Origin of the sequence: Streptomyces sp. NPDC091209, assembly GCF_044757755.1 — a bacterium.
Classification (GTDB): Bacteria; Actinomycetota; Actinomycetes; order Streptomycetales; family Streptomycetaceae; genus Streptomyces.
Genome location: NZ_JBIVVR010000008.1, coordinates 290534 through 311583, shown reverse-complemented (window position 1 = coordinate 311583; position 21050 = coordinate 290534). Strand labels below are relative to the sequence as shown.

Sequence of the window (21050 nt, the reverse complement as noted above, 5' to 3'; positions counted from 1 at the left end):
GAGCGGTCGCCTTCGCATCCGCCGAGCCCCCGCGCGCGACTGCCGACAGGCCGTGGCGAACGGGGTCAGTGCCGGGCGAACTGGACCCGCGTCGCTTGCACGGTGTCGGGTCGCAGCGCGATTCCGTTGACGGTCAGGCGTTCACCGTAGATGTCGGTGATCCTGATCGCGCCGCCACATCCGCCGCCGTCGTCGGCGAGGAAGTAGTTGTAGTCGGTACGGGACAACTGCCGCCACCCACTGGTGGTGCGCAGTTCGAGCCGGGCCACCGGATTCCGGTGGCCGATCACCTGGACCGCGCACCACCAACGGCTGGACCCGGTCTTGTACCGGACCGCGATCGTGTCGGAGGTGCTGGGGCTGAGCAGTTTCCATGTGATCGGGATCTTCCCGGCCGAGGGGTTCGCGAGCCGGGCGAACGCCTGCGCGCTGAGGTCGAGCTGCCCCGGCGCGCAGCCCACCGGGCATTCATTGGTGATCCGCACGGTGACGGTCGCGCCGTCGGCCGCCCGGACGAGGACGTACGCCCCGCACGCCTTGGACGTCTCGTAGTCGGTGTGGTTCATCGCGGCGGTCAGGACGTCGTCGGTCGGCCCGAAGGAACAGGCGCCGTCGCCCGTTCCGGCGTCGTAGGTGGTGGCCACTCCCCGGTAGCCGACCCCGGGGCGGATCCGTCCCGCCAGCGAAGCCGTCGTCGGCACGGTGCGAGACGTGCTCGAAGCCGACGGTCGCGCCGGTGCGGTGGTGCCGTCGGCCGCCGCGCTCGCGGAAGCCGTCGAGCTCGGCGACCGTTTCGCCGTCGGGGACGCCGATCCGGCCGCAGTCCCCTGGGCAGGAGTCGCGGTCGCCCGGGAACCGGCGACGGCCGAGGCCGTGGTGGGCCCGGCGCTCGCTTTGTGATCGGGGCGGAACGCCACGACCAGGAACACGAGAGCGCCCACCGCGATCAGCGCGATCGGGGCGACGGCGAACAGTCTGAGCCGATGCCCGCGGCGCCGCGCGGCCTGCCTCGTTGCCTTCATGTGTATCCGTCTCCGAGGATCGAGCCGATGATCTGTCCATCAGTGGCCGCGGGAACCGAAAAGGTTGCCGCCCGTGTCCAGCCGCCGCTGGACCGGAGGGTGAGAATCGCCGAAGGCCGCGCCACCCCCGTATGACGACCGCCCCCTGTCCGTTGCGGGCGGGTCATGTCTACTACGGAAGACGCGTTGACGGGGTCACGACGACCGTATGCGCCGAATCCGCCGTCGGCCCCGGGCCCGGCCCGGCACCGCGGGACGCCGGAGCCGCATTTCCGTAGGGATGGTTCGGCGTTCGTCCGGGGGATCAGCCGTCGATTCGTGCCCCGGTGCCCACCGTGTCGCGGGTGATGACGGTGGTCCTGGGAAGAAGGATCGCGGCCGTGAGTCCGAGGAGGCCGAGGACAGCGAGTGTGACCATGGCCGCGGCGTAGGAACGGGTGGTGAATCCGGCCACGAGGATGGTGCCGGCGACGGCCGTGCCGAGCGAGGAGCCGAGGTTCGACACACTGCGGGACAGGCCGGAGATCTCGCCCTGCCGGTCCTCGGGGAAACTCGACTGGACGATGTTCACCGACGGCGTCAGCATCACGCCCAGGCCCAGTCCGACCAGGAGGAGGCCGGGAGCGAAGGCCCAGGGGCTCGCGAAGCTGTTGACCATGGCGATCAGGACGATCACGCCCGCGATCGTGACGACGAAGCCGACGATGATCAGGGTGCGTTGGGGGCGGCGCTCGGCGAGACGTTCGGCGGCCAGGGAGGTGGCGAGCAGACCGAGGGTGGCGGCGGTGAAGATGACGCCGGTCGCGATGGCGTCGTAGCCGCGCACCACTTGGAGGTAGGCGGCCACGGTGAACGAGGATCCCATGAGCAGCAGCCATTGGATGTTCTGGGTGATGAGGCCGAGGTTGGACGTGCGGTCGCGGAACAGGCTGGTGGAGAGCAGCGGTTCCTTGCCCGCCGCCTCACGGGCCCGCACGGAGCGGAAGAACCACAGCAGCGTCAGCGCACCCAGGACGAGCAGGCCCGTCATCAGCCAGACGTTGTTGTCGGCGGCCAGGATGCCCATGACGACGAGGACGAGGCCGGTGGCCGAGAGGACGGCTCCGACGGTGTCGAATTCGCGTGTCGGATCCGGCGGGAGCGGGTCCTCGATGTGCCGGCTCAGCACGATGATCAGCGCGATGACCAGGGCCTGGAACACGAACGCCGCCCGCCAGCTGATCCACGAGGTGATGAGCCCGCCGATGAGGGGACCCGCCGCCGCGCCGATGCCGCCCAGCGCCATGACGACGCCGAAGGCCCGGGCGCGGGAGGTCATGTCCTGGAAGAGGAGCGTCGTGAGGATGTAGACGGGCGGGATGAGAAGAGCGGTTCCGACGCCTTCGAGGATCGAGTTGCCGAGGATGAGGACGCCCAGACCGGGGGCGGCGGCACTCAGCAGGGCGCCCACTCCGTACACCGAGAGCCCGGCCAGGAAGCAGCGTTTCCGGCCGTAGCGGTCCGTCAGCTTGCCGCCGGGAATCATCAGCGCGGCCATGACGAGCAGGAAGAGCGTGATCGCGATCTGCACGCCCTGAACGGTGGTGTCGAGGTCCTCGCTGATGTCGTTGATCATCACGTTCATGTTGGAGCCGGCGAAGCTGCAGATGAACTGGGCGAGGGCGAGTGGGGCGAGCACCCGGCGCTGTGCCACCGACGGCCGTCTCGACGGGCCTGATTCAGCCATCGTCATTCCTTCTGGCCGCCGGACGTGTGGGGTGCGTTCCGCGCTCCTACGCTCATAGAGTGCGCCGAACGTCCACGGACCGCACGTGGACGGGGGCGGACCGGCGGAACGTCCCGGCACGTGCCCGCCGTTCTCCGCGGCGGGCATGCAGGGGATCAGGGGATGGGACAGAGTGTGGTCATGGGGCGCCTGTGGATGACGTGGTCGATCGAAGGCGTCGGATCGGCCGGCCAGAACGTCGCCGACGTGGAAGCGGCCTGCCGTGCTCTGGTCGGTTCCGTCGAGCGGTCCCGGCGCGCCTTCGACGTGCCGGAGCCGTGGGAGGAGCTCCGCGCGTCGGCGCTGATCATCCAGGACCGGATCCTGGGCTCCGGGCGCGAGGTCCTTGACCAGGGCCGGCAGTGGACCTCGACCCTGGAGGGCGTGAGCATCGTCCTGGTTCCGCGCGAGTGAACGGTCCGGACGCCGGGCCCGGCGTCCGGTTCTCCGCTCGGCCCGCCACGAGAGAACCCCACCCCACCGTCCGGAGGACGGCCGTCGACATGTCGGCTGACCGTTTCGACGACCGCACACCCGGTCGGGCTGATGGGCCGAGTGGGACCTCCCCTCGATTCCGCCGGGGGTCAGGCGTCGGCCGCCACGGGCGCCGTGTCGATCCCGCCCCGGAAGGCGGGGTGGTCGCCCAGACGGCGTACGTAGTCCCGGAGCCGGGGATGCGGGCGAAGGATGTCGGCTGGGCCCGGCTGGGTGAGCGCCACCCACACGTCCACGTCCGCCGCCGTCAGGTCGTCGCCCAACACGTATGGCCGCGTGGCGAGTTGGCAGTCCAGCAGCTCCAGGGCCGCCGACAGGTCCGAGGGCTGGGCGGACGGGGTGACGTCGCGGTCCAGCAGGTCGCGCAGGGCCTCGATGTCAGCGGTGAGGGCCGGCGGGCACAGCGTGGAAGGGCGGCCCGTGGTGTGGCCGGAGAGCAGCCCGGCGAGATCGCGGAGGATGTCGGGCGTGTGGTTGCTGACGATGCGTCCGCTCCAGCGGTCGCACAGCGCGGGTGCCGTCAGCGGTCCGTCGTAGTGGTGCTCGGTGGCTTCGTAGGCGCGGCGCAGTGAGGCGAAGGCGTCGGGTGTCCCGGCGGGGTGTGCCAGGATCGTGGTGGCGACCGAGTCCGTCAGGCCGAGCAGGTCGAGGGTGATCGCGATGCGCAGTGAGAGGGGACAACTCCCCGACAGATACAACTCGTAGCGGTGCGGCGCCGGGTAGAAGCCGCCGGCCAGGCCCACGCCGATACGGCTGTGGACGCTGTGCGGGAGCTCGGACGGTGTCGCCGCCGCCTTCAGGCCGGGGCGAAGGCCCGAGGGGAACGAAACCTGGTCACAGGGACGCGAGTTGGCTGAACCGGAAGGGCGCGAAGCTGTCTCGGGCATGACTCTCCCTTGGGGAACGAGGAAGCCACCGCCGCCTTGTGGGCACCAGCGGCCGAAATGCGGATTGACTGCGCTTGTTCGCACCGGTCCGGATCGAACGGACCGGTCACGGATCAGTAAGCGCTGGAGACACGCAACAGATCGATGTGCAGGCGCCTCGTCAAACCGTTCCTGGGCAATTCCCCACCGGTCCCCGCTCCAGGGCTCGCGAGACGCGAGACCACGCTTGTCCCACCGCACCGGCGGGACCCGGTCGTCACCCGGGGCACCCCGTCGCGGTGGAAGGGTTGCCTGTCAGCGGGCCGGGGCCGATGACCACAGGAGCGGGGGCGAACCCGCGCCGTGGGCGCTGACAATCGTGACCGTCCACGCCAGTCTCGGTGCGACCTGTTGCGCCGTCAAGAAGGCGGACCACGCGGTCTCACCTGGTGGTCACCCGCATTGACATTCTTTTCGGGGCGGGCCTAACGTGCGGCGGACAACGGGATGCCTCAGGGCCGGAGAAGAGAAATGGTGACGGCGATGCACGCAGCTGACGGGACGGCCGCATGGCGGCGCCCCGGCCGCGATGTGCTCTGCGCCGACCGCTCCGTGGACCTGCTGCGTGTCAACAGCGCGCTGTGTACGGGCACATGTCGCTCCCACTGCCAGGGCTGACGGCTCTTCTTCCGAATCTCTGACGACCACCGCTGTCGCGGTGTGTCTCTTCTCCGTCCAGCCTCCGTTCCACGTGCACCCATGCGTCTTTCGCGCCGAGCCGTTCCGGCTCCGCGCCGTGCTGCCGCTCGCCGTGGTCCGGGGTGTCCGAATCCGCTGGAGCTCTCCATGAGTGAATCTCCGGGCATAGCTGTGTCCCCTGGATCAGCGCCGCCCGCCGAGGCGATCCCCCGTCCCCACGTCCCCACCGCGCCCAAGCCCCTCGCGGCCCAGCGGGTCCTTCCGCTGCGGCGTCCCGGCCGCTGGATCATCACGGCCGTCGTGCTCGTGCTGGTCGCCCAGATCACCCACGGCCTGGTCACCAACCCCTTCTACCAGTGGGACCGCTTCCAGTACTGGTTCCTGCGGCCGACCATCCTCGACGGACTGCTCATCACCCTCGAAGTCGCGGCCTACAGCGCGGTGTTGGGCCTGCTGGGCGGCATCCTGCTCGCGCTGGCCAGGCTCTCCCCGAGTCCGGTGCTCCGCGCGGTGAGCTGGGTCTACACCTGGCTGTTCCGGTCGGTACCCCTCATCGTGGTCCTGCTGTTCCTGTACAACTTCAGTGCCCTGTACCGGACGTTGAGCGTAGGCGTTCCGTTCGGGCCGGCCTTCTTCACCTTCGACGAGTCCCATCTGGCCACCGACATGGCCGTCGCCGTCGTCGGACTCAGCCTGAACGAAGCGGCGTACGCCTCCGAAGTGGTGCGCGGTGGCCTCCTCTCCGTCGACCAGGGGCAGCACGAAGCGGCCTCCGCGCTCGGCCTGCCGAAGCGGTACCAGTTCGCCAAGATCGTCTTCCCGCAGGCGCTGCGGTCCATCACCCCCAACTACGTGAACCAGCTGATCGGCCTGATCAAGGGCACCTCACTGGTCTTCTACGTGTCCCTGCTGGACCTGTTCGGCTCCGTGCAGAGCATGGGCAGCACGTACCCCGGCGACATCGTGCCGCTGCTCCTCGTGGCCACCGCCTGGTATCTGATCCTCACCAGCGTCGTGTCCGTCATCCAGTTCTACGTCGAGCGGTACTACTCGCGGGGCGCGCTGCGCACCCTGCCGCCGACCCCGTTGCAGAAGGTACGGAACGGTCTGCGCGACGTGCGTGCCCGGGTCCGGAGGGAGACGGCGATATGACCGGCGAAGCGCGTCAGACGACGGTGAAGGACAGGACGGATCAGGCGGACCAGGAGGCGGGGACGGCTCCGGCGGCCGAGGCCATCGAAGCGCTCGGGATCCAGCCGGCCGCGGTCGAGGTGCACGACGTGCACAAGTGGTACGGCTCCCACCAGGTCCTGAGCGGGGTGGAGTTGACCGTCCGGCCCGGAGAGGTCACGGTCGTCCTCGGACCCTCCGGCTCCGGCAAGTCCACGCTCCTGCGGGTCATCAACCACCTGGAGAAGCCCGAGATCGGCCACGTCAGCCTGAACGGCGAGCTCATCGGCGTCCGCAGGCACGGCGAGCGCCTGAAGGAACTGAGCGAGCGCGTCATCCTGGACCAGCGCAGCCGCATCGGGTTCGTCTTCCAGAACTTCAATCTCTTCCCGCACCTGACCGTGCTGGACAACGTGGCCGCGGCTCCGGTGGCGACCGGGAAACTGTCCAGGCCCGAGGCCCAGCAGCTGGCCCGTGATCTGCTCGCCCGGGTGGGACTGGCGGACAAGTCAAGTGCCTATCCAAGGCAGTTGTCGGGCGGACAGCAGCAGCGGGTGGCCATCGCCCGCGCCCTCGCCCTGAGGCCCGGGGTCATCCTCTTCGACGAGCCGACCTCGGCGCTCGACCCCGAACTGGTCGGTGAGGTGCTCGCCGTCATCAAGGATCTGGCCAGAAGCGGCACCACCCTCGTCATCGTCACCCACGAGATCGGCTTCGCCCGCGAGATCGCCGACCGGGTCGTCTTCATGGACGGTGGCCGAATCGTCGAACAGGGTTCGCCCGCAGAGGTGTTGGACCACCCACAGCAGGAGCGGACCAGGGACTTCCTGAGCAAGGTCCTCTGAAGCAAGGCCCTCTGGCCCACAGCCCGCCGGCGAACAGCGAAGCACCGGTCGCCGTACGCCGTCACGCCCGTCCACCCGATCTCGCGGCCCGCCGGGACCGCGCCCCCACACCCTCACCGCACACACCCGACAAGGACAGCCATGCGCACCCTCCCCCTGAACAGCAGAATCCTTCGCGGCGTCACCGCCACCGCGGCCGTCGCCTCCCTCGCCGCCGGGCTCGCCGCGTGCGGGGGAGACAGCGACGCGGCCACCCGGACGCGGAGCGACTCCGCCGGAACCGTCACCATCGGCGCACTCTCCAACGGCGCCGCCAAGGAGACCGAGTTGAAGGTGTCCGAGGTGAAGTCGATCAGTGCCGAGCTGCCCAAGTCCGTGGCCAAGAAGGGCACGTTGGTGGTGGGCATCGGCGCCCTGCCAGCCGGATCGGCGCCGTTGAACTATGTGGGAGCCGACCAGAAGACGATCACGGGTACCGAACCCGACCTCGGCAAACTGGTCGCCGCCGTCCTCGGGCTGAAGCCGGAGGTGAAGAACTCGACCTGGGAGAACCTGTTCGTGGGCGTCGACAGCGGCAAGGTCGACGTCGCCTTCTCCAATGTCACCGACACCGAGGAGCGCAAAACGAAGTACGAGTTCGCCTCGTACCGGAAGGACAACCTCGCCTTCGAGGTCCTGAAGAAGAACACGTGGAGTTTCGACGGCGACTACCGGACCCTGGCCGGCAAGACCGTCGCGGTGGGTGCAGGCACCAACCAGGAGAAGATCCTTCTGGAGTGGAAGGCGAAGCTGGCCAAGGCGGGCAAGAAGCTCACCGTCAAGTACTACCAGGACAACAACGCCACGGCCCTTGCCCTGTCCAGCGGGAAGATCGACGCCTCCTTCGGCCCCAACCCCGCCATCGCCTACCACGTCACCCAGAACGCCAAGACCCCCAACCCGACGCGCAACGCGGGCCAGTTCTCCGGCGCGGGCGAGACGCTCCAGGGCCTGATCGCGGCCACCGCGAAGAAGGACAGCGGGCTCGCCAAGCCGGTCGCCGACGCGATCAACTACCTGATCAAGAACGGCCAGTACGCCAAGTGGCTGGCCGCCTGGAACCTCTCCAACGAGGCCGTCGACACCTCCCAGGTCAACCCGCCCGGCCTGCCGCTCGACAACTCCTGAACCAGCGCCCACCCCAAGGGACTCCGCGGCGCCGCGGCGGAGTCCCGGGGCGCGTCCGGCCGCGTTCCAGATACGGAGAACCCGCACCGCCATGTCCACCACCGTCCACCCCGCCCTCTCCCCGAGCCCGGCCGCACCGCACATCCTCGACAACGCGGCGTGGGCCGCGCTGACCGGTCCGCACGCCCACCTCGCCGAGCGCGTCGGCCGGGCCGCCCGCTACCCCACGGACGTGTCCCCGTTCGCCGCCCTGGCCGACCCTACCGACCCCCGTTCGTGGGACGACCTGGCCGCACTCGTCGGTCCGGGCGCGGTCACCCCGGTCACCGCCGTCCAGACCGTGCCCGAGAGCTGGACGATCGAACAGGGCGGCGACGGGGTCCAGTTGATCGCCACCGCGCTGCACTCCGAGCCCGCGCCCGAAGCGGTACGACTCGGCCTCGCCGACGTGCCCGAGATCCTCGACCTGATCGCCCTGACCCGGCCGGGCCCCTTCCTGCCCCGTACCGTCGAACTCGGCACGTACCTGGGCATCAGGGAGGGCGGTCGCCTGATCGCCCTGGCCGGCGAACGCCTGCGCCCGCCGGGCTGGACGGAGATCAGCGCGGTGTGCACCCATCCCGACCACCGCGGCCGGGGCCTGGCCACACGCCTCGTCCGCGCCGTCGCGGCGGGCATCAGGGAACGCGGCGACATTCCCTTCCTCCACGCCGCCGCCGACAACGCGAACGCGATCCGGCTCTACGAGTCGATCGGGTTCACCCTGCGCCGCCGCACGCGGTTCGTGCTCGTCCGCACGCCCGGTGGAGAGCAGGCCGCGTACGAGGGGCAAAAAGAAGCCGGGCAGCCGGAAGAAAGGGCATAGCCGTGCGGTTGTGGTTGTCCAGGACCGTGCGGCGCCCCCTTCGGGCACCCGCGAGGCCAGGCGGACCAGGAACCCGGGAGCACGGGGCCGAAAGGGCGGAGGTGAGGCACATGCGTCGCGTGTCCCGCCGCCGCGTACCGAGACCGCTCCCGCCCCGCCGCCTGGACCTGTACGGCCGGCCGCACATCGATCTGCTGCGGGTCGCCGGCGCGCTCTGTCGCCCCTGACCCGATCCCACGCAGCCGCGCCCCCTTGCCGGGGCGGGCTTCCTCGTACGGTCGATCAGGAAGGCACCTCCGTGTCCTCGTCACCCACACCCCTGCACCTCGCCGTCGCGCTGGACGGCGCGGGCTGGCACCCGGCCGCCTGGCGCGAGCCCGTGGCCCGCCCCCGCGAACTGCTGACCGCCGCCTACTGGACCGGCCTGGTCGCCGAGGCCGAGCGCGGTCTCCTCGACTTCGTGACCATCGAGGACGGACTCGGCCTCCAGTCCTCCTCGCTGTACGGACCGGACGGCCGCACCGACCAGGTCCGCGGCCGCCTGGACGCCGTCCTCATCGCGTCGCGGATCGCGCCGCTGACCCACCACATAGGCGTGGTTCCGACCGTGGTGGCCACACACACTGAGCCATTCCACATATCCAAGGCGATCGCCACTCTCGACTATGTGAGCCTGGGCCGTGCGGGCCTGCGCGTGCAGATCAGCGCACGCCAGAACGAGGCCGCGCACTTCGGCCGCCGGACGGTCCCGCCGATCCGTTTCGAGGACTACGACACCCCCGCCGTAGAGGAAGTGGTGACCGACCACTTCGACGAGGCCGCCGACTACGTCGAGGTCGTGCGCAGGCTCTGGGACAGCTGGGAGGACGACGCCGAGATCCGGGACGTCGCGACCGGCCGCTTCATCGACCGCGACAAGCTGCACTACATCGACTTCGAGGGAAGCCGCTTCAGCGTCAAGGGCCCCTCCATCACTCCCCGGCCGCCGCAGGGCCAGCCGGTCGTCACCGCCCTGGCCCACGCGACGATCCCGTACCGGCTGGTGGCCAGGTCCGCCGACGTCGGCTACGTCACGCCGCACGACGCCGACCAGGCCCGCTCCATCGTCCAGGAGGTCCGCGCCGAACAGGACGCGGCCGGCCGGACCGGCGACACCGTGCACGTCTTCGGTGACCTGGTGGTCTTCCTGGACGACGTCCCGGGGGCAGCCGAGGCCCGCCGGGAGCGGCTCGACGCGCTCGCCGGCGAGCCGTACACCAGCGACGCGCGCATCTTCGCCGGGACACCCTCCCAGCTCGCCGATCTCCTCCAGGAGCTGTCGGCCGCGGGGCTCTCCGGTTTCCGGCTGCGGCCCGCCGTCCTGGGCCACGACCTTCCCGCGATCACCCGCGGCCTCGTGCCCGAACTCCAGCGCCGGAACGTCTTCCGGAACGCCTACGAGGCCGACACCCTGCGCGGACTCCTCGGGCTCGGCCGCCCCGCGAACCGCTACGCCACGACCGCCTGAGCCGGAAGGACCCCCGACCATGAGCAAGCCGCTCAAGCAGATCCACCTCGCGGCGCACTTCCCCGGCGTCAACAACACCACCGTGTGGAGCGACCCCGAGGCCGGCAGCCACATCGAGTTCAGCTCGTTCGCGCACTTCGCGCGGACCGCCGAGCGCGCCAAGTTCGACTTCCTGTTCCTCGCCGAAGGCCTGCGGCTGCGCGAACAGGGCGGCGAGATCTATGACTTGGACGTCGTGGGACGGCCCGACACCTTCGCCGTCCTCGCCGCGCTCGCCGCCGTCACCGAACACCTCGGCCTGACCGGCACCATCAACTCCACCTTCAACGAGCCCTACGAGGTGGCCCGCCAGTTCGCCAGTCTCGACCACCTCTCCGACGGCCGGGCCGCCTGGAACGTCGTCACCTCCTGGGACGCCTTCACCGGCGAGAACTTCCGCCGCGGCGGCTTCCTGCCCCAGGAGGAGCGCTACTCCCGCGCCAAGGAGTTCCTGGCCACGGCGAACGAACTCTTCGACTCCTGGCACGGGGACGAGATCGTCGCCGACCAGGAGACCGGGGCCTTCCTCAGCGACGCCAAGGCCGGAGCGTTCGTCCACCAGGGTCAACACTTCGACATCGAGGGGCAGTTCAACGTCCCGCGCTCCCCGCAGGGCCGCCCGGTGATCTTCCAGGCCGGAGACTCCGAGGAAGGCCGGGAGTTCGCCGCCGCCGGCGCCGACGCCATCTTCAGCCGGTACGCGACCCTCAAGGAGGGCCAGGCCTTCTACACCGACGTCAAGGGGCGCCTCGCCCGCTACGGCCGACGCCACGACCAGCTCCTGATCCTGCCCGCCGCGACCTTCGTGCTCGGCGACACCGACGCCGAGGCCGAGGAGCGCGCCCGCGAGGTACGGCGCGCCCAGGTCAGCGGCGCCACCGCCATCAAGCACCTGGAGTTCGTCTGGAACCGTGACCTGTCCTCGTACGACCCGGACGGCCCCCTGCCCGACGCCGATCCGGACCTCGGCGAACACACCATCGCCCGCGGCCGCGCCCAGGTCCGGATGTACCGCGACCCGCTGGCCACGGCCCGTGAGTGGCGGGAGCGGGCGGCCGCCAACAACTGGTCCATCCGCGACCTCGTCATCGAGACCGGGAGCCGACAGGCCTTCGTAGGCAGCCCGGCCACGGTCGCCGAGACCATCAACGACTTCGTCCAGGCCGACGTCTCCGACGGCTTCATCCTCGTCCCGCACATCACACCGGGCGGCCTGGACTCCTTCGCGGACACCGTCGTCCCCCTCCTCCAGGAACGCGGCGTCTACCGCACCGACTACGAGGGCAGCACCCTGCGCGACCACCTCGGCCTGGATCACCCCGACGCCGAGCCGCAGGCGGAGCGGGCCGCGTCATGAAGTTCCTGGCGATCACCCTGATCGTGCACGCCCCCCATCCGGTCACCGGCGTCCAGAAGCCGACGAACGACCGCTTCCGCGAAGTGATCGACAACGCGCTGCTCGCCGAGGAGCTCGGCTTCGACGGCTTCGGGGTGGGGGAGCGGCACGAGCGTCCGTTCATCTCGTCCTCGCCGCCCGTGGTCCTCAGCCACATCGCCGCGCTCACCTCAAGGATCCGGCTGTTCACCGCGGTCACCACGCTCAGCCTCCTCGACCCGGTGCGCGCGTACGAGGACTACGCGACCCTCGACCATCTGTCCGGCGGACGCCTGGAGTTGATCGTCGGCAAGGGGAACGGCGCCGCACAACGGGAGCTGTTCCAGGTCACGACCGACGACCAGTGGGACCGCAACGCCGAGAGCTACGAGGTGTTCCGCCGGATCTGGCGGCAGGACAAGGTCACCGCGGCGACCCGCTTCCGCCCGGAACTCAAGGACGCCGAGGTGTGGCCCCGGCCCCTCCAGCAGCCCGTCCGGGTCTGGCACGGCAGCGCCACCAGCAAGGAGTCGGTCGATCTGGCCGCCCGCTACGGCGACCCGCTCTTCTCCGCCAACGTCACCAACCCCATAGAGCCGTACGCCGAGTTGATCCGCTACTACCGGGAACGCTGGGAGCACTACGGCCACGATCCGGCCGGTATCGCGGTCGGCGCCGGGACGGCGGGCTTCTACGCGGCGCGGACCTCTCAGGAGGCACTCGCCGTCTACCGGCCCGTGTTCGAAGGCAACCTGGCGTTCCAGAAGCGCCTCGGCCTGGAGCCGGTGTTCCCCACCCTGGAGGACTACGTGGAACGCAGCTCCGCGCTGATCGGCAGCCCCCAGCAGATCATCGAGAAGGTGCACCGCTATCACGAGCGGTTCGGGCACAGCGTTCTCCATCTGCACGCCGACGCCGGTGGGCTGACCGATCGTCAGCACCGTGACGCGCTGGAACTCTTCCAGTCGGACGTAGCCCCCGTGCTGCGCCGGGAGATCCCCGACCCGCCGTTCCCGTGGGAGCCGGTCCTCGCGCCCCCCGTTCCCGAACCCGTGCCCGCCGACCACTGAGGAGCCCTGAACCACTATGTCCGACATCCCTCTCGGCGTTCTCGACCTGGTCCCGATCTCGTCCGGTTCCACCGCCACCGAGGCGCTGCGCAACACCATCGACCTGGCCCGCAGGGCCGAGGACCTCGGCTACGCCCGCTACTGGTTCGCCGAACACCACCTCAATCCGGGCGTCGCCGGCACCTCGCCCGCGGTCGTCCTCGCCCTGACGGCGTCCGCGACCTCGACGATCCGGATCGGCTCCGGCGCCGTACAACTGGGCCACCGCACCGCCCTGTCCACGGTCGAGGAGTTCGGCCTGATCGACGCCCTGCACCCCGGCCGTCTCGACCTGGGACTCGGCCGTTCCGGCGGACGGCCTCCGGGCGGGCCCGCCACGCCGCTGCCGACCGCGACGCCCGTCGTCGACGGCCGCACGCCCAACGGGCTGCGCATTCCGCCCCGTTTCTCGTTCGAGCATCTGCTGGGCTCACCACGGGTCGCGCTTCAGCGCACCCTCCTCCAGCAGCCGAACGCCCAGTCGCAGGACTACGGCGAGCAGATCGACGACATCCTCGCGCTGCTCGCCGGCACCTACCGGTCGGCGGAGGGGGTCGAGGCACACGCCGTGCCGGGCGAGGGCGCGGACGTGGAGCTGTGGATCCTGGGCAGCAGCGGCGGCCAGAGCGCCGACGTCGCGGGCCGCAACGGGCTCCGGTTCGCGGCGAACTACCACGTCAGTCCGGCCACCGTGCTGGAGGCGGCGGAGGGCTACCGGGCCGCGTTCCAGCCGTCCGACGTCCTCGACAAGCCGTACATCAGCGTGTCCGCGGACGTCGTGGTGGCCGAGGACGACGACACCGCCCGCGAACTCGCCACCGGATACGGCCTCTGGGTCCGCAGCATCCGCAACGCCGAGGGAGCGATCCAGTTCCCCACCCCGGACGAGGCACGCACCCACGTCTGGTCCGACGCGGACCGCGCGCTGGTCCAGGACCGCCTCGACACCCAGTTCGTCGGCTCCCCGGGCAGGGTGGCCGACCAGTTGGCGCAGCTCCAGGAGGCCACGGGCGCCGACGAGTTGCTGATCACCACGATCACCCATGGCCACACCGACCGGGTGCGGTCGTACGAGCTGCTCGCCGAGGAGTGGCGCAAGCGGTGAGCCCGAGCGGGACGGACGCCCAGCGGTCCTAGCCGATCAATTCACGCACCAGTGCGGCGACTTGTTCCACCTCGATGAGGAAGCCGTCGTGTCCGTACGGCGATCCGATCACCCGGAGGCGGTCCGCCGTGGGGATGCCGGCGGCCAACTCGGCCTGCTGGGAAGGTGGATAGAGACGGTCGGAGTCGACGCCGGCGACGAGCGTCCGCGCGGTCACCCGGCCCAGGGCTGAGCGCGTGCCGCCCCGGCCGCGTCCGACGTCGTGGCTGTTCATGGCCTCCGACAGCGTCACGTAGCTGCCCGCGTCGAAACGCCGGACCAGCTTCGCGGCCTGGTGGTCGAGGTAGGACCGTACCTGATAGCGGCCGCCGTCCCACGGATCCTCCGTGCCCTGTGGCGCGCGGCCGAAGCGGACCGCCAGCTCGGGTTCGCATCGATACGTGACGTGGGCGAGGCGGCGGGCCAGGCCCAGCCCCTCGTGCGGTCCGTGACCGGGGGCGGCGTCGTGGTAGCCGCCGCCCCGCCAGTTCGGGTCGCTTCGGATCGCCTGGGTCTGGATGTCGGCCCAGGCGATCTGCTCCGCGCTCGCCGCCGCCGTGGTGGCCAGCAGCAGGAGCGCGTCCGTACGCTCCGGATACGAAACCGCCCACTCCAGGGCGCGCATGCCGCCCATGGAACCGCCGACCACCAGGGCCCATCGGCCGATGCCCAGCGCGTCGGCCAGGCCGGCCTCCGCCGCCACCTGGTCGCGCTGGGTCAGGAACGGGAAGGCACTGCCCCAGGCCGCCCCGTCCGGGCGGGGCGAGGACGGACCGGTGCTGCCCTGGCAGCCGCCGAGCACGTTCGGCGCGACGACGAACCAGCGGCGCGGGTCCAGGGCGAGTCCGGGCCCGACCAGACCGTCCCACCAGCCGGCCGTCGGGTGACCGGACCCGGCAGGTCCGGCGACATGGCTGTCGCCGGTGAGGGCGTGCAGCACCAGCACGGCGTTGGAACCGTCCGGCGCGAGCCGCCCCCAGGTCTCGAACGCCAGCCGCACACCGGGCAGTTCACCGCCTGCCTCCAGGGGCAGCGCCTTGTCCTGGAGGTGCCACTGTCGGCGTCCGGGCGCGTCCCCCTCCCGCCAGCCCCCGGAGGCCGGCGGGAGGGGAATCTCGGACGGTGTGAGTACGGTGTTCAGGACGCGCCCTTCGCCGCGCGGAAGCCGGCCTCCAGGTCGGCCTTGAGATCGGCGAGGTTCTCGATGCCCACCGACAGCCGCACCAGACCGGGCGACGTACCGGTCGCCGCCAACTGCCCCTCGTCCAGCTGACTGTGGGTCGTCGAGGCCGGGTGGATGATCAGGCTGCGTACGTCCCCGATGTTGGCGAGATGACTGAACAGCTCGACCGCGTCCACGAACCGCTTTCCGGCCTCGACCCCGTCCCGCAGCTCGAACGCCAGGACCGCTCCGGCACCGCGCGGAAGATACCGCTGCCCTGCCGCGTACCAACGGTTGGACTTCAGTCCCGGGTAGTGGACGGCGGCGACCTCGTCGCGCTGCTCCAGCCACTCGGCCAGGGCCTGGGCGTTCGAGGAGTGCCGCTCGATGCGCAGGCTGAGCGTCTCCACCCCCTGGAGCAGCAGGAAGGCGGAGTGCGGCGAGAGGGCCGGCCCGAGGTCCCGCAGCAGCTGCACCCGCAGTTTGACCGCGAAGGCACCCGGGCCGAGCGCCGGCCAGTACTGGAGGCCGTGGTAGCTGGGGTCCGGCTCGGTGAAGCCGGGGAAGCGTTCGGCGTGCGCGCCGAAGTCGAAGCGGCCGCCGTCGACGACGACACCGGCGATGGTGGTGCCGTGTCCGCCGAGGAACTTGGTCGCCGAGTGGACGACGATGTCGGCGCCGTGCTCGATGGGCCGCAGCAGATACGGGGTCGGCACCGTGTTGTCCACGATGAGCGGCACGCCCGACGCGTGCGCGACGTCGGCCACGGCCCGCACGTCGAGCACGTTGCCGCGCGGATTGCCGAGCGTCTCGGCGAACAGGGCCTTGGTGTTCGGCCGGATCGCCGCACGCCAGGCTTCGGCGTCGTCCGGGTCGTCGACGAAGGACACCTCGATGCCGAAACGGGGGAGCGTATGGCGGAACAGGTTGTACGTGCCGCCGTACAGGGACGTGCTGGACACGATGTGGTCCCCGGCGGACGCCAGCGTCAGGGGATGGCGAGCGTCTCCGCCGCCTGTCCGGACGCGAGCGCCACGGCGGCGACGCCGCCCTCCAGCGCCGCGATGCGCTGCTCGAACACGTCCTGGGTGGGGTTGTGGATGCGGGTGTAGATGTTGCCCGGCTCGGCCAGCGAGAACAGGTCGGCGGCGTGCTGGGTGTCCCGGAAGACGAACGAGGTCGTCTGGTAGATCGGCACCGCCCGCGCCCCGGTCGTCGGGTCGGGCACGGCACCGGCGTGGATCTGCTTGGTCTCGAACGACCAGGCCGAGGTGTCGGGGCCGGTGGGCTCGTCGTCGGGGGTGTGCCCCGCGGTCACGGAGTCGACGGGCTGGCTCATGGTTCTCCCTTGTGCGGTGTGCGCTCTGTGGAGACGCACGGGGTGCGTGGAGTGCGCTGGTTCAGGCGTCGGCGAACGCACCGCGGGGCCGCGAATTCGCGCCCGGGCAGGGGCAGCGGGCAGCGCGGAGCGTGGTGGAGAAGGGTGTCCGGAGACCGGAGCGAGGGGGTCAGCTCACGGTGCGACAACCGGTGGTGGTGACACGCACGTAGTCAACGTGGCGGCGGGTCACGAGCACGGTCATGGAGCCAGGTAACCACAGATGGTCACGGCGCACCAGCATGAACGCCGGGCCGCGGAGTTGACGCACAGCTCGGGCCCCGGACGCCTGTCGAAGTGGCCCCGCCCTGACGCCGGACGCCCTCAGCCGGTGGACGCGAGTGCGGTCGTACGGCCTCCCAGCGCGGCGGAGAAGTGGTCCGTCACCTGCGCCAGGGCCTGGGCGGCGGCGGGTGCGATGACCGGTGAGCCGTCCTCGCCGACGGTGACGTCCTTGTCGAGCGTGAACCAGCCGGGCACGATGTGCGAGGCGCCCATGGAACTCAGCACCGGGCGCAACGCGTAGTCGATGGCGAGGACATGGGCCGTACTGCCGCCCGTGGCGAGGGGCAGCACCGTCTTGCCCGTCAGCGCGTACTGCGGGAGCAGGTCGAGGAGCGACTTCAGCAGGCCCGAGTAGGCCGCCTTGTACACGGGCGTGCCGATCACCACTCCGTCCGCCCCCTCGATCAGGGCGGTGGCCTCGACGATCGCGGGGTGCTGGAAGTCGGCTCCGAGCAGCGCGTGGGCGGGAAGGGCACGTACCTCCAGCGGAATCACCTCGTGGCCCTGGAGGCGGAGCCGGTCGTCCAGGTGACGCAGGAGACGTGTGGTGCGGGACGTGGGGGAGGGGCTTCCGGAGACGGACACGATCGTGGCCATGGCGGACCTTCCGGGTCGGATGCGGTGGTGAGGTGGGTGTGCGGCGCAGGGGTGAACGGGTGAAACGGGTGTCCGGCGCACGGTGGTGTGTGCCGCGGGCGCTCGGGGAGCCATGACGGCCGCACGCGGCGCCCTGGGCGCCCGCGGCGGTCCGGGCGTGCGCCCCGCGGACGGTGATGACCGTGCGGGCCGGGCGTCGCCGTGGGACAGGGGCGTCGTCCGACGTCCGGCGACGCCAGGCCGACGGGCCTTCACCAGGCGCTCGACCGCACCGTGATCAGCGGCCGCAGTTCGTTGCGGAGTGTTTCGAGGAAGGTGACGACCTCGGCCGCCACCGAGCGGTGCTGGAGGTCGTTGAGGACGTCGTGGTGGGCGCCGCGCACGACCGAAAGACGAGCCAGGGGCAGCGACTTGGCCAGGCGCGCGAGCGCCTCATGGTCGGCGAGCGGATCGGAGTCGCCGACGAGCAGCAGGGTGGGCAGGGGTGCCTCGCTGTCGTAGGCCGAGCCGAGCAGGGCGTCCGGCACCGCGTCGTTGAGCGACCCGCGTCGTACCTGGGGGTCCTGGGTGAGGTTGCCCCGGTGGGTCGGGCACGAGGTGCGGACGTCGAGTTCCTGGTCCCACGTGTCGGCGGCGCCGGTCCCGGCGGACGGCCCGGGAAGGCCGGCGAGGACGAGGGCGTCCGGCTGCCAGCCGGCCCGAGCCTGTGGCCGGCCCAGGAGCGCGGCGAGCGCGGCGGCCCCGGAGTCCGTCCCGACAAGGACGACGGGCCGTACGACACCGTCCTCGGACGCGGCGTCCTCGACCGCGTCGGTGAGCCGGGCGGCGAGGTCGGCCAGGGACGCGGCCGGGTCCTCGGCGTCGAGGTCCGGGGCGTCGATCACCCGGACGCGGTAGGCGTCGGCGGCGATCCGCCGGCCGAAGCGCGTGTAGGTCGCCCGGGTCTCGCCGCGGCCGGGAACCACGAGAACCGTGCCGCGGACAAGGAGGCCTTCGGGGCCGTGGTGGTCGGTGTACTGGGTCATCTCATACTCCTGCGGGTGCGGGTTCGGCCGTGTGCGCGGGCTGCCAGCCCAGGGCCGGCGCGACCTCGGTGGCGATGAGTTCGAGGGCACGCACGGCGGCGTCGTGGTCGGGGACGGCCGGGTTGAACTGCGCGATCAGGTCGGTCGCGACGGGCAGGACCTTCTCCTGCCGCAAGGCTTCGACGATCTCGTCGGGATGGCCGTAGAACGAATGGAAGCGGCGCAGCGCCTCGTCCGCGTCGAGCCCCTTGGGGAACGCGCCGCCCTCCGCCATGCGCAGCGCCGCCCGGTGCACGTCGTCGCCGATCACGCGGAGCGCCGTGCGCCGGTCCTTGGCAGGGAAGATGAAGCGGGACAGGCCGACGCGCGGGCGGTGCGGCTGGTCCCACGCGGCGAGGAAGGCGTCGGCCCAGGGGCGCTGCACCTCGTCGGTGGGGGCGTCGAAGCCGTACGCCGCCCGGTTGAGCAGCAGGTTGGAGCCGCGGCTCGCCGCGTACTCGGCTCCCCGCGCGCTGAACACGCCCTGCCAGACCCGGCGGCCGAAGTCGCCGGGGCGGGGCTGGATGCGGAAGTCGGGGGTGCCCACGTCGTCGTGGGCCAGGGCCCGCCGCAGGACGTCGAGGTTCTCACTGGTCAGTTCGCGCTTGCGGTCGGCGTCCTTGCCGAAGGCGGCGTACTCCAGGCCGCTCGTCCCGCTGCCCACGCCGATCTCGACGCGGCCGCCGCTGAGCGTGTCGACGGTGGCGATGTCCTCGGCGAGCCGGACGGGGTCCTCCAGCGGCAGGACGGTGACGGCGGTGCCGAGCCGGATCCGCTTGGTCCGCGCCGCGGCGTGGGCGAGGAAGGTCCACGGCGAGGAGAGTCCGCCGCCTCCGAGGGCGACGTGGTGCTGGGCGACCCAGCCGACGTCGAAGCCGAGTTCGTCGGCCACGGCGAACAGTTCCTGCGCGTTGCGGTAGGTGCGGGCGATGTCCTGGTCGCGTCCCTGGACGTGGGTGAGGAAGCCGAGCCGGAAGCGTGGTCGCTCGCTCGTCATGCGTGTCGGCCTTTCGGTGTCGGGCCGCCGCACCGGCCGGTTCCGGGTGAGCCGGCCGGTGTGCGGGGCCGCGGGGCGAGGGTGTGCTCGAACGGTCGGTCGCGGCGGGGACCTCAGTCGTTCACGAGCTGGGGCTCGCGGGTGTGGCGGTTGGCCGGGACGGGCAGGCCGAGGTTGCCGCGCAGGGTGTCGGCGGCGTATTCGGTGCGGAACAGCCCGCGCTTCTGGAGGATCGGGACGACGCCGTCGACGAAGAGATTCAGTTCGTCCTCGGTGCGGAAGGCCAGGTTGATGCCGTCGAAGGTGCCGGCGTCGAACCAGTTCTCGATGGTGTCGGCGACGGTCTCCGGCGCTCCGACGAAGGGCGAGCCGCGGAACTGGTTGACGGAATCGGCTACTTGACGCAGCGTCAACTTCTCGGTCCGGGCCCGCTCGATGAGGGCCGCCGCGCCGGTGCGGCCGCCCTTCTCGGCCAGGTGCGCGACGTCGGGGAACGGCGCGTCGAGGTCGTGGACGCTGAAGTCGTAGGCGCCGAAGGAGCGGCCGAGCAGCGCGAGGTTGCGGTCGAAGTCGTTGTCCTCCTCGAAGATCTCCCGCTCGCGACGCCGGGCCGCCTCGTCCGTGGCGGCCACGACCGGGCTTCCGTGGATGAAGATCTTGATGTGCTCGGGGTCGCGGCCGTACGCCGCGGTGCGCTTCTTGATGTCGGCGTAGTACTCCTGTGCCTGCTGGAGTGTGCCGCCCGGCGCGTAGATGCCCTCGGCGACCTGGGCCGCCAGGTCGCGGCCCTCCTCGGACACCCCGGCCTGGAAGATGACGGGCTGGCCCTGCGGGGAGCGGGAGAGGTTCAGCGGTCCCGCGACCTTGAAGTGCTCGCCCTCGTGGTCGAGGGCGTGCAGCTTGGCCGGGTCGAGGAACACGCCCCGGTCCACGTCGGCCGGGAACGCGTCGTCCTCGTAGGAGTCCCACAGGCCCCGGGCGACCCGGACGAACTCCAGGGCGCGGCCGTACCGGGCGGTGTAGTCGAGGTGTTCGTCGAGTCCGAAGTTCCGGGAGGTGCCGGTGTCGAAGCTGGTGACGACGTTCCAGCCGGCCCGGCCGCCGCTGATGTGGTCGAGGGAGGCGAACCGGCGGGCCAGGTTGAACGGCGAGTTGTACGTCGAACTCGCCGTGCCGACCAGGCCGATGTGCCGGGTGTGGGTGGCGACCGCGGACAACAGGGTCAGCGGTTCGAGGCGGTTGAGGTAGTGCGCCGGGTAGGTGGCGTTGATGAACTGGCTGTCGACGATGAACAGCGCGTCGAAGAGGGCGTGTTCGGCCGCCTTCGCCAGCCGGATGTAGTAGTCGATGTCGATGCTCGCGTTCTTCGCTACGCGCGGGTCCTTCCACAGGCCGTGCTGGCCGGGACCGCCGACGCCGTAGGGGTGCAGGGCGAGATGAATGGTGCGGGGCATGGCTGTTCTTCCTGTCTCTCGTGGGTTGCTCAGGTGTTCAGGCGC

20 protein-coding genes, 1 pseudogene and 1 riboswitch are annotated in these 21050 nt (G+C 70.9%); of the genes and pseudogenes, 11 read left to right on the top strand and 10 right to left on the bottom strand.

Annotated elements, in window-relative coordinates; all coding sequences use genetic code 11:
- Positions 1 to 65 precede the first annotated feature (65 nt).
- Positions 66 to 701, bottom strand: a complete 636-nt coding sequence (locus ACIQRL_RS24740) for an expansin EXLX1 family cellulose-binding protein (protein WP_401335102.1) — start codon at positions 699 to 701, stop codon at positions 66 to 68.
- 10 nt (positions 702 to 711) lie between these two features.
- Here ACIQRL_RS24740 and ACIQRL_RS24735 point away from each other — a divergent pair, with 10 nt between their 5' ends.
- The gene (locus ACIQRL_RS24735) at positions 712 to 900 is read left to right on the top strand and encodes a hypothetical protein (protein WP_401335099.1); all 189 of its coding nucleotides are present in this window, start codon (positions 712 to 714) and stop codon (positions 898 to 900) included.
- A 426-nt stretch (positions 901 to 1326) separates the two neighbouring features.
- On the opposite strand, the gene ACIQRL_RS24730 is transcribed toward ACIQRL_RS24735, so the two are convergent.
- Complete coding sequence (locus ACIQRL_RS24730; RefSeq protein WP_401335097.1) at positions 1327 to 2748, bottom strand: MFS transporter; 1422 nt, start codon at positions 2746 to 2748, stop codon at positions 1327 to 1329.
- Positions 2749 to 2910: 162 nt separating this feature from the next.
- On the opposite strand from ACIQRL_RS24730, the gene ACIQRL_RS24725 reads away from it, so the two are divergent.
- A complete protein-coding gene (locus tag ACIQRL_RS24725) occupies positions 2911 to 3201 on the top strand; it encodes a hypothetical protein (protein WP_401335095.1) in 291 nt (96 codons plus the stop codon).
- 170 nt (positions 3202 to 3371) lie between these two features.
- Here ACIQRL_RS24725 and ACIQRL_RS24720 read toward each other — a convergent pair whose 3' ends face one another.
- Positions 3372 to 4169, bottom strand: coding sequence for a glutathione S-transferase family protein (locus tag ACIQRL_RS24720; RefSeq protein ID WP_401335092.1), 798 nt, complete (start codon positions 4167 to 4169; stop codon positions 3372 to 3374).
- Positions 4170 to 4282: 113 nt separating this feature from the next.
- The gene (locus ACIQRL_RS24715; RefSeq protein ID WP_401335089.1) at positions 4283 to 4393 is read right to left on the bottom strand and encodes a putative leader peptide; all 111 of its coding nucleotides are present in this window, start codon (positions 4391 to 4393) and stop codon (positions 4283 to 4285) included.
- Positions 4387 to 4533, bottom strand: a riboswitch (SAM riboswitch). (Overlaps the previous gene by 7 nt.)
- A 461-nt stretch (positions 4534 to 4994) precedes the next feature.
- Here ACIQRL_RS24715 and ACIQRL_RS24710 point away from each other — a divergent pair.
- From ACIQRL_RS24710 to ACIQRL_RS24670, 9 genes are all read left to right on the top strand, one after another.
- Entirely contained in the window at positions 4995 to 5999 is a 1005-nt protein-coding gene (locus tag ACIQRL_RS24710) for an amino acid ABC transporter permease (RefSeq protein WP_401335086.1), read from the top strand.
- Between the two features lie 98 nt (positions 6000 to 6097).
- Positions 6098 to 6862 carry an amino acid ABC transporter ATP-binding protein gene (locus ACIQRL_RS24705; protein ID WP_401335525.1) on the top strand — a complete coding sequence of 255 codons (765 nt, stop codon included), beginning with the start codon at positions 6098 to 6100 and terminating at the stop codon, positions 6860 to 6862.
- A gap of 141 nt (positions 6863 to 7003) precedes the next feature.
- Positions 7004 to 8029, top strand: a complete 1026-nt coding sequence (locus tag ACIQRL_RS24700; protein ID WP_401335083.1) for a transporter substrate-binding domain-containing protein — start codon at positions 7004 to 7006, stop codon at positions 8027 to 8029.
- A 91-nt stretch (positions 8030 to 8120) separates the two neighbouring features.
- Positions 8121 to 8894 (top strand): GNAT family N-acetyltransferase, encoded by a 774-nt coding sequence (locus tag ACIQRL_RS24695; protein ID WP_401335081.1) that lies wholly within the window; start codon positions 8121 to 8123, stop codon positions 8892 to 8894.
- Positions 8895 to 9004: 110 nt separating this feature from the next.
- Positions 9005 to 9121: a putative leader peptide gene (locus ACIQRL_RS24690; RefSeq protein WP_401335079.1), complete on the top strand. Its 117-nt coding sequence runs from the start codon at positions 9005 to 9007 to the stop codon at positions 9119 to 9121.
- Positions 9122 to 9192: 71 nt separating this feature from the next.
- On the top strand, positions 9193 to 10401 hold the full coding sequence (locus ACIQRL_RS24685; protein WP_401335077.1) for an LLM class flavin-dependent oxidoreductase: 1209 nt from the start codon (positions 9193 to 9195) through the stop codon (positions 10399 to 10401).
- A 19-nt stretch (positions 10402 to 10420) separates the two neighbouring features.
- Positions 10421 to 11797 (top strand): NtaA/DmoA family FMN-dependent monooxygenase, encoded by a 1377-nt coding sequence (locus ACIQRL_RS24680; protein WP_401335075.1) that lies wholly within the window; start codon positions 10421 to 10423, stop codon positions 11795 to 11797.
- Positions 11794 to 12885, top strand: coding sequence for an LLM class flavin-dependent oxidoreductase (locus ACIQRL_RS24675; protein WP_401335074.1), 1092 nt, complete (start codon positions 11794 to 11796; stop codon positions 12883 to 12885). The genes ACIQRL_RS24680 and ACIQRL_RS24675 overlap by 4 nt, the downstream gene beginning before the upstream one ends.
- A 16-nt stretch (positions 12886 to 12901) precedes the next feature.
- A complete protein-coding gene (locus ACIQRL_RS24670) occupies positions 12902 to 14029 on the top strand; it encodes an LLM class flavin-dependent oxidoreductase (protein WP_401335071.1) in 1128 nt (375 codons plus the stop codon).
- Positions 14030 to 14057: 28 nt separating this feature from the next.
- Here ACIQRL_RS24670 and ACIQRL_RS24665 read toward each other — a convergent pair whose 3' ends face one another.
- The 6 genes and pseudogenes from ACIQRL_RS24665 to ACIQRL_RS24640 form a co-directional block, all read right to left on the bottom strand.
- Positions 14058 to 15209, bottom strand: a complete 1152-nt coding sequence (locus ACIQRL_RS24665) for a homoserine O-acetyltransferase (protein WP_401335522.1) — start codon at positions 15207 to 15209, stop codon at positions 14058 to 14060.
- Positions 15206 to 16569: pseudogene (locus ACIQRL_RS24660) on the bottom strand (bifunctional o-acetylhomoserine/o-acetylserine sulfhydrylase). The gene ACIQRL_RS24665 and the pseudogene ACIQRL_RS24660 overlap by 4 nt, the downstream one beginning before the upstream one ends.
- 363 nt (positions 16570 to 16932) lie before the next feature.
- Positions 16933 to 17490, bottom strand: a complete 558-nt coding sequence (ssuE, locus tag ACIQRL_RS24655; protein ID WP_401335068.1) for an NADPH-dependent FMN reductase — start codon at positions 17488 to 17490, stop codon at positions 16933 to 16935.
- 251 nt (positions 17491 to 17741) lie between these two features.
- Positions 17742 to 18515 carry an alpha/beta hydrolase gene (locus ACIQRL_RS24650; RefSeq protein WP_401335065.1) on the bottom strand — a complete coding sequence of 258 codons (774 nt, stop codon included), beginning with the start codon at positions 18513 to 18515 and terminating at the stop codon, positions 17742 to 17744.
- A gap of 1 nt (position 18516) precedes the next feature.
- Positions 18517 to 19551: an LLM class flavin-dependent oxidoreductase gene (locus ACIQRL_RS24645; protein WP_401335062.1), complete on the bottom strand. Its 1035-nt coding sequence runs from the start codon at positions 19549 to 19551 to the stop codon at positions 18517 to 18519.
- A 113-nt stretch (positions 19552 to 19664) separates the two neighbouring features.
- Entirely contained in the window at positions 19665 to 21005 is a 1341-nt protein-coding gene (locus tag ACIQRL_RS24640; protein ID WP_401335061.1) for an LLM class flavin-dependent oxidoreductase, read from the bottom strand.
- Positions 21006 to 21050: the final 45 nt, after the last annotated feature.

Coding starts and splice junctions, on each gene's coding strand:
- ACIQRL_RS24730 (WP_401335097.1), bottom strand. CDS start 2,748: ATGGCTGAATCAGGCCCGTCGAGACGGCCGTCGGTGGCACAGCGCCGG.
- ACIQRL_RS24725 (WP_401335095.1), top strand. CDS start 2,911: ATGGGACAGAGTGTGGTCATGGGGCGCCTGTGGATGACGTGGTCGATC.
- ACIQRL_RS24720 (WP_401335092.1), bottom strand. CDS start 4,169: ATGCCCGAGACAGCTTCGCGCCCTTCCGGTTCAGCCAACTCGCGTCCC.
- ACIQRL_RS24710 (WP_401335086.1), top strand. CDS start 4,995: ATGAGTGAATCTCCGGGCATAGCTGTGTCCCCTGGATCAGCGCCGCCC.
- ACIQRL_RS24700 (WP_401335083.1), top strand. CDS start 7,004: ATGCGCACCCTCCCCCTGAACAGCAGAATCCTTCGCGGCGTCACCGCC.
- ACIQRL_RS24695 (WP_401335081.1), top strand. CDS start 8,121: ATGTCCACCACCGTCCACCCCGCCCTCTCCCCGAGCCCGGCCGCACCG.
- ACIQRL_RS24690 (WP_401335079.1), top strand. CDS start 9,005: ATGCGTCGCGTGTCCCGCCGCCGCGTACCGAGACCGCTCCCGCCCCGC.
- ACIQRL_RS24680 (WP_401335075.1), top strand. CDS start 10,421: ATGAGCAAGCCGCTCAAGCAGATCCACCTCGCGGCGCACTTCCCCGGC.
- ACIQRL_RS24675 (WP_401335074.1), top strand. CDS start 11,794: ATGAAGTTCCTGGCGATCACCCTGATCGTGCACGCCCCCCATCCGGTC.
- ACIQRL_RS24670 (WP_401335071.1), top strand. CDS start 12,902: ATGTCCGACATCCCTCTCGGCGTTCTCGACCTGGTCCCGATCTCGTCC.
- ssuE (WP_401335068.1), bottom strand. CDS start 17,490: ATGGCCACGATCGTGTCCGTCTCCGGAAGCCCCTCCCCCACGTCCCGC.
- ACIQRL_RS24650 (WP_401335065.1), bottom strand. CDS start 18,515: ATGACCCAGTACACCGACCACCACGGCCCCGAAGGCCTCCTTGTCCGC.
- ACIQRL_RS24645 (WP_401335062.1), bottom strand. CDS start 19,551: ATGACGAGCGAGCGACCACGCTTCCGGCTCGGCTTCCTCACCCACGTC.
- ACIQRL_RS24640 (WP_401335061.1), bottom strand. CDS start 21,005: ATGCCCCGCACCATTCATCTCGCCCTGCACCCCTACGGCGTCGGCGGT.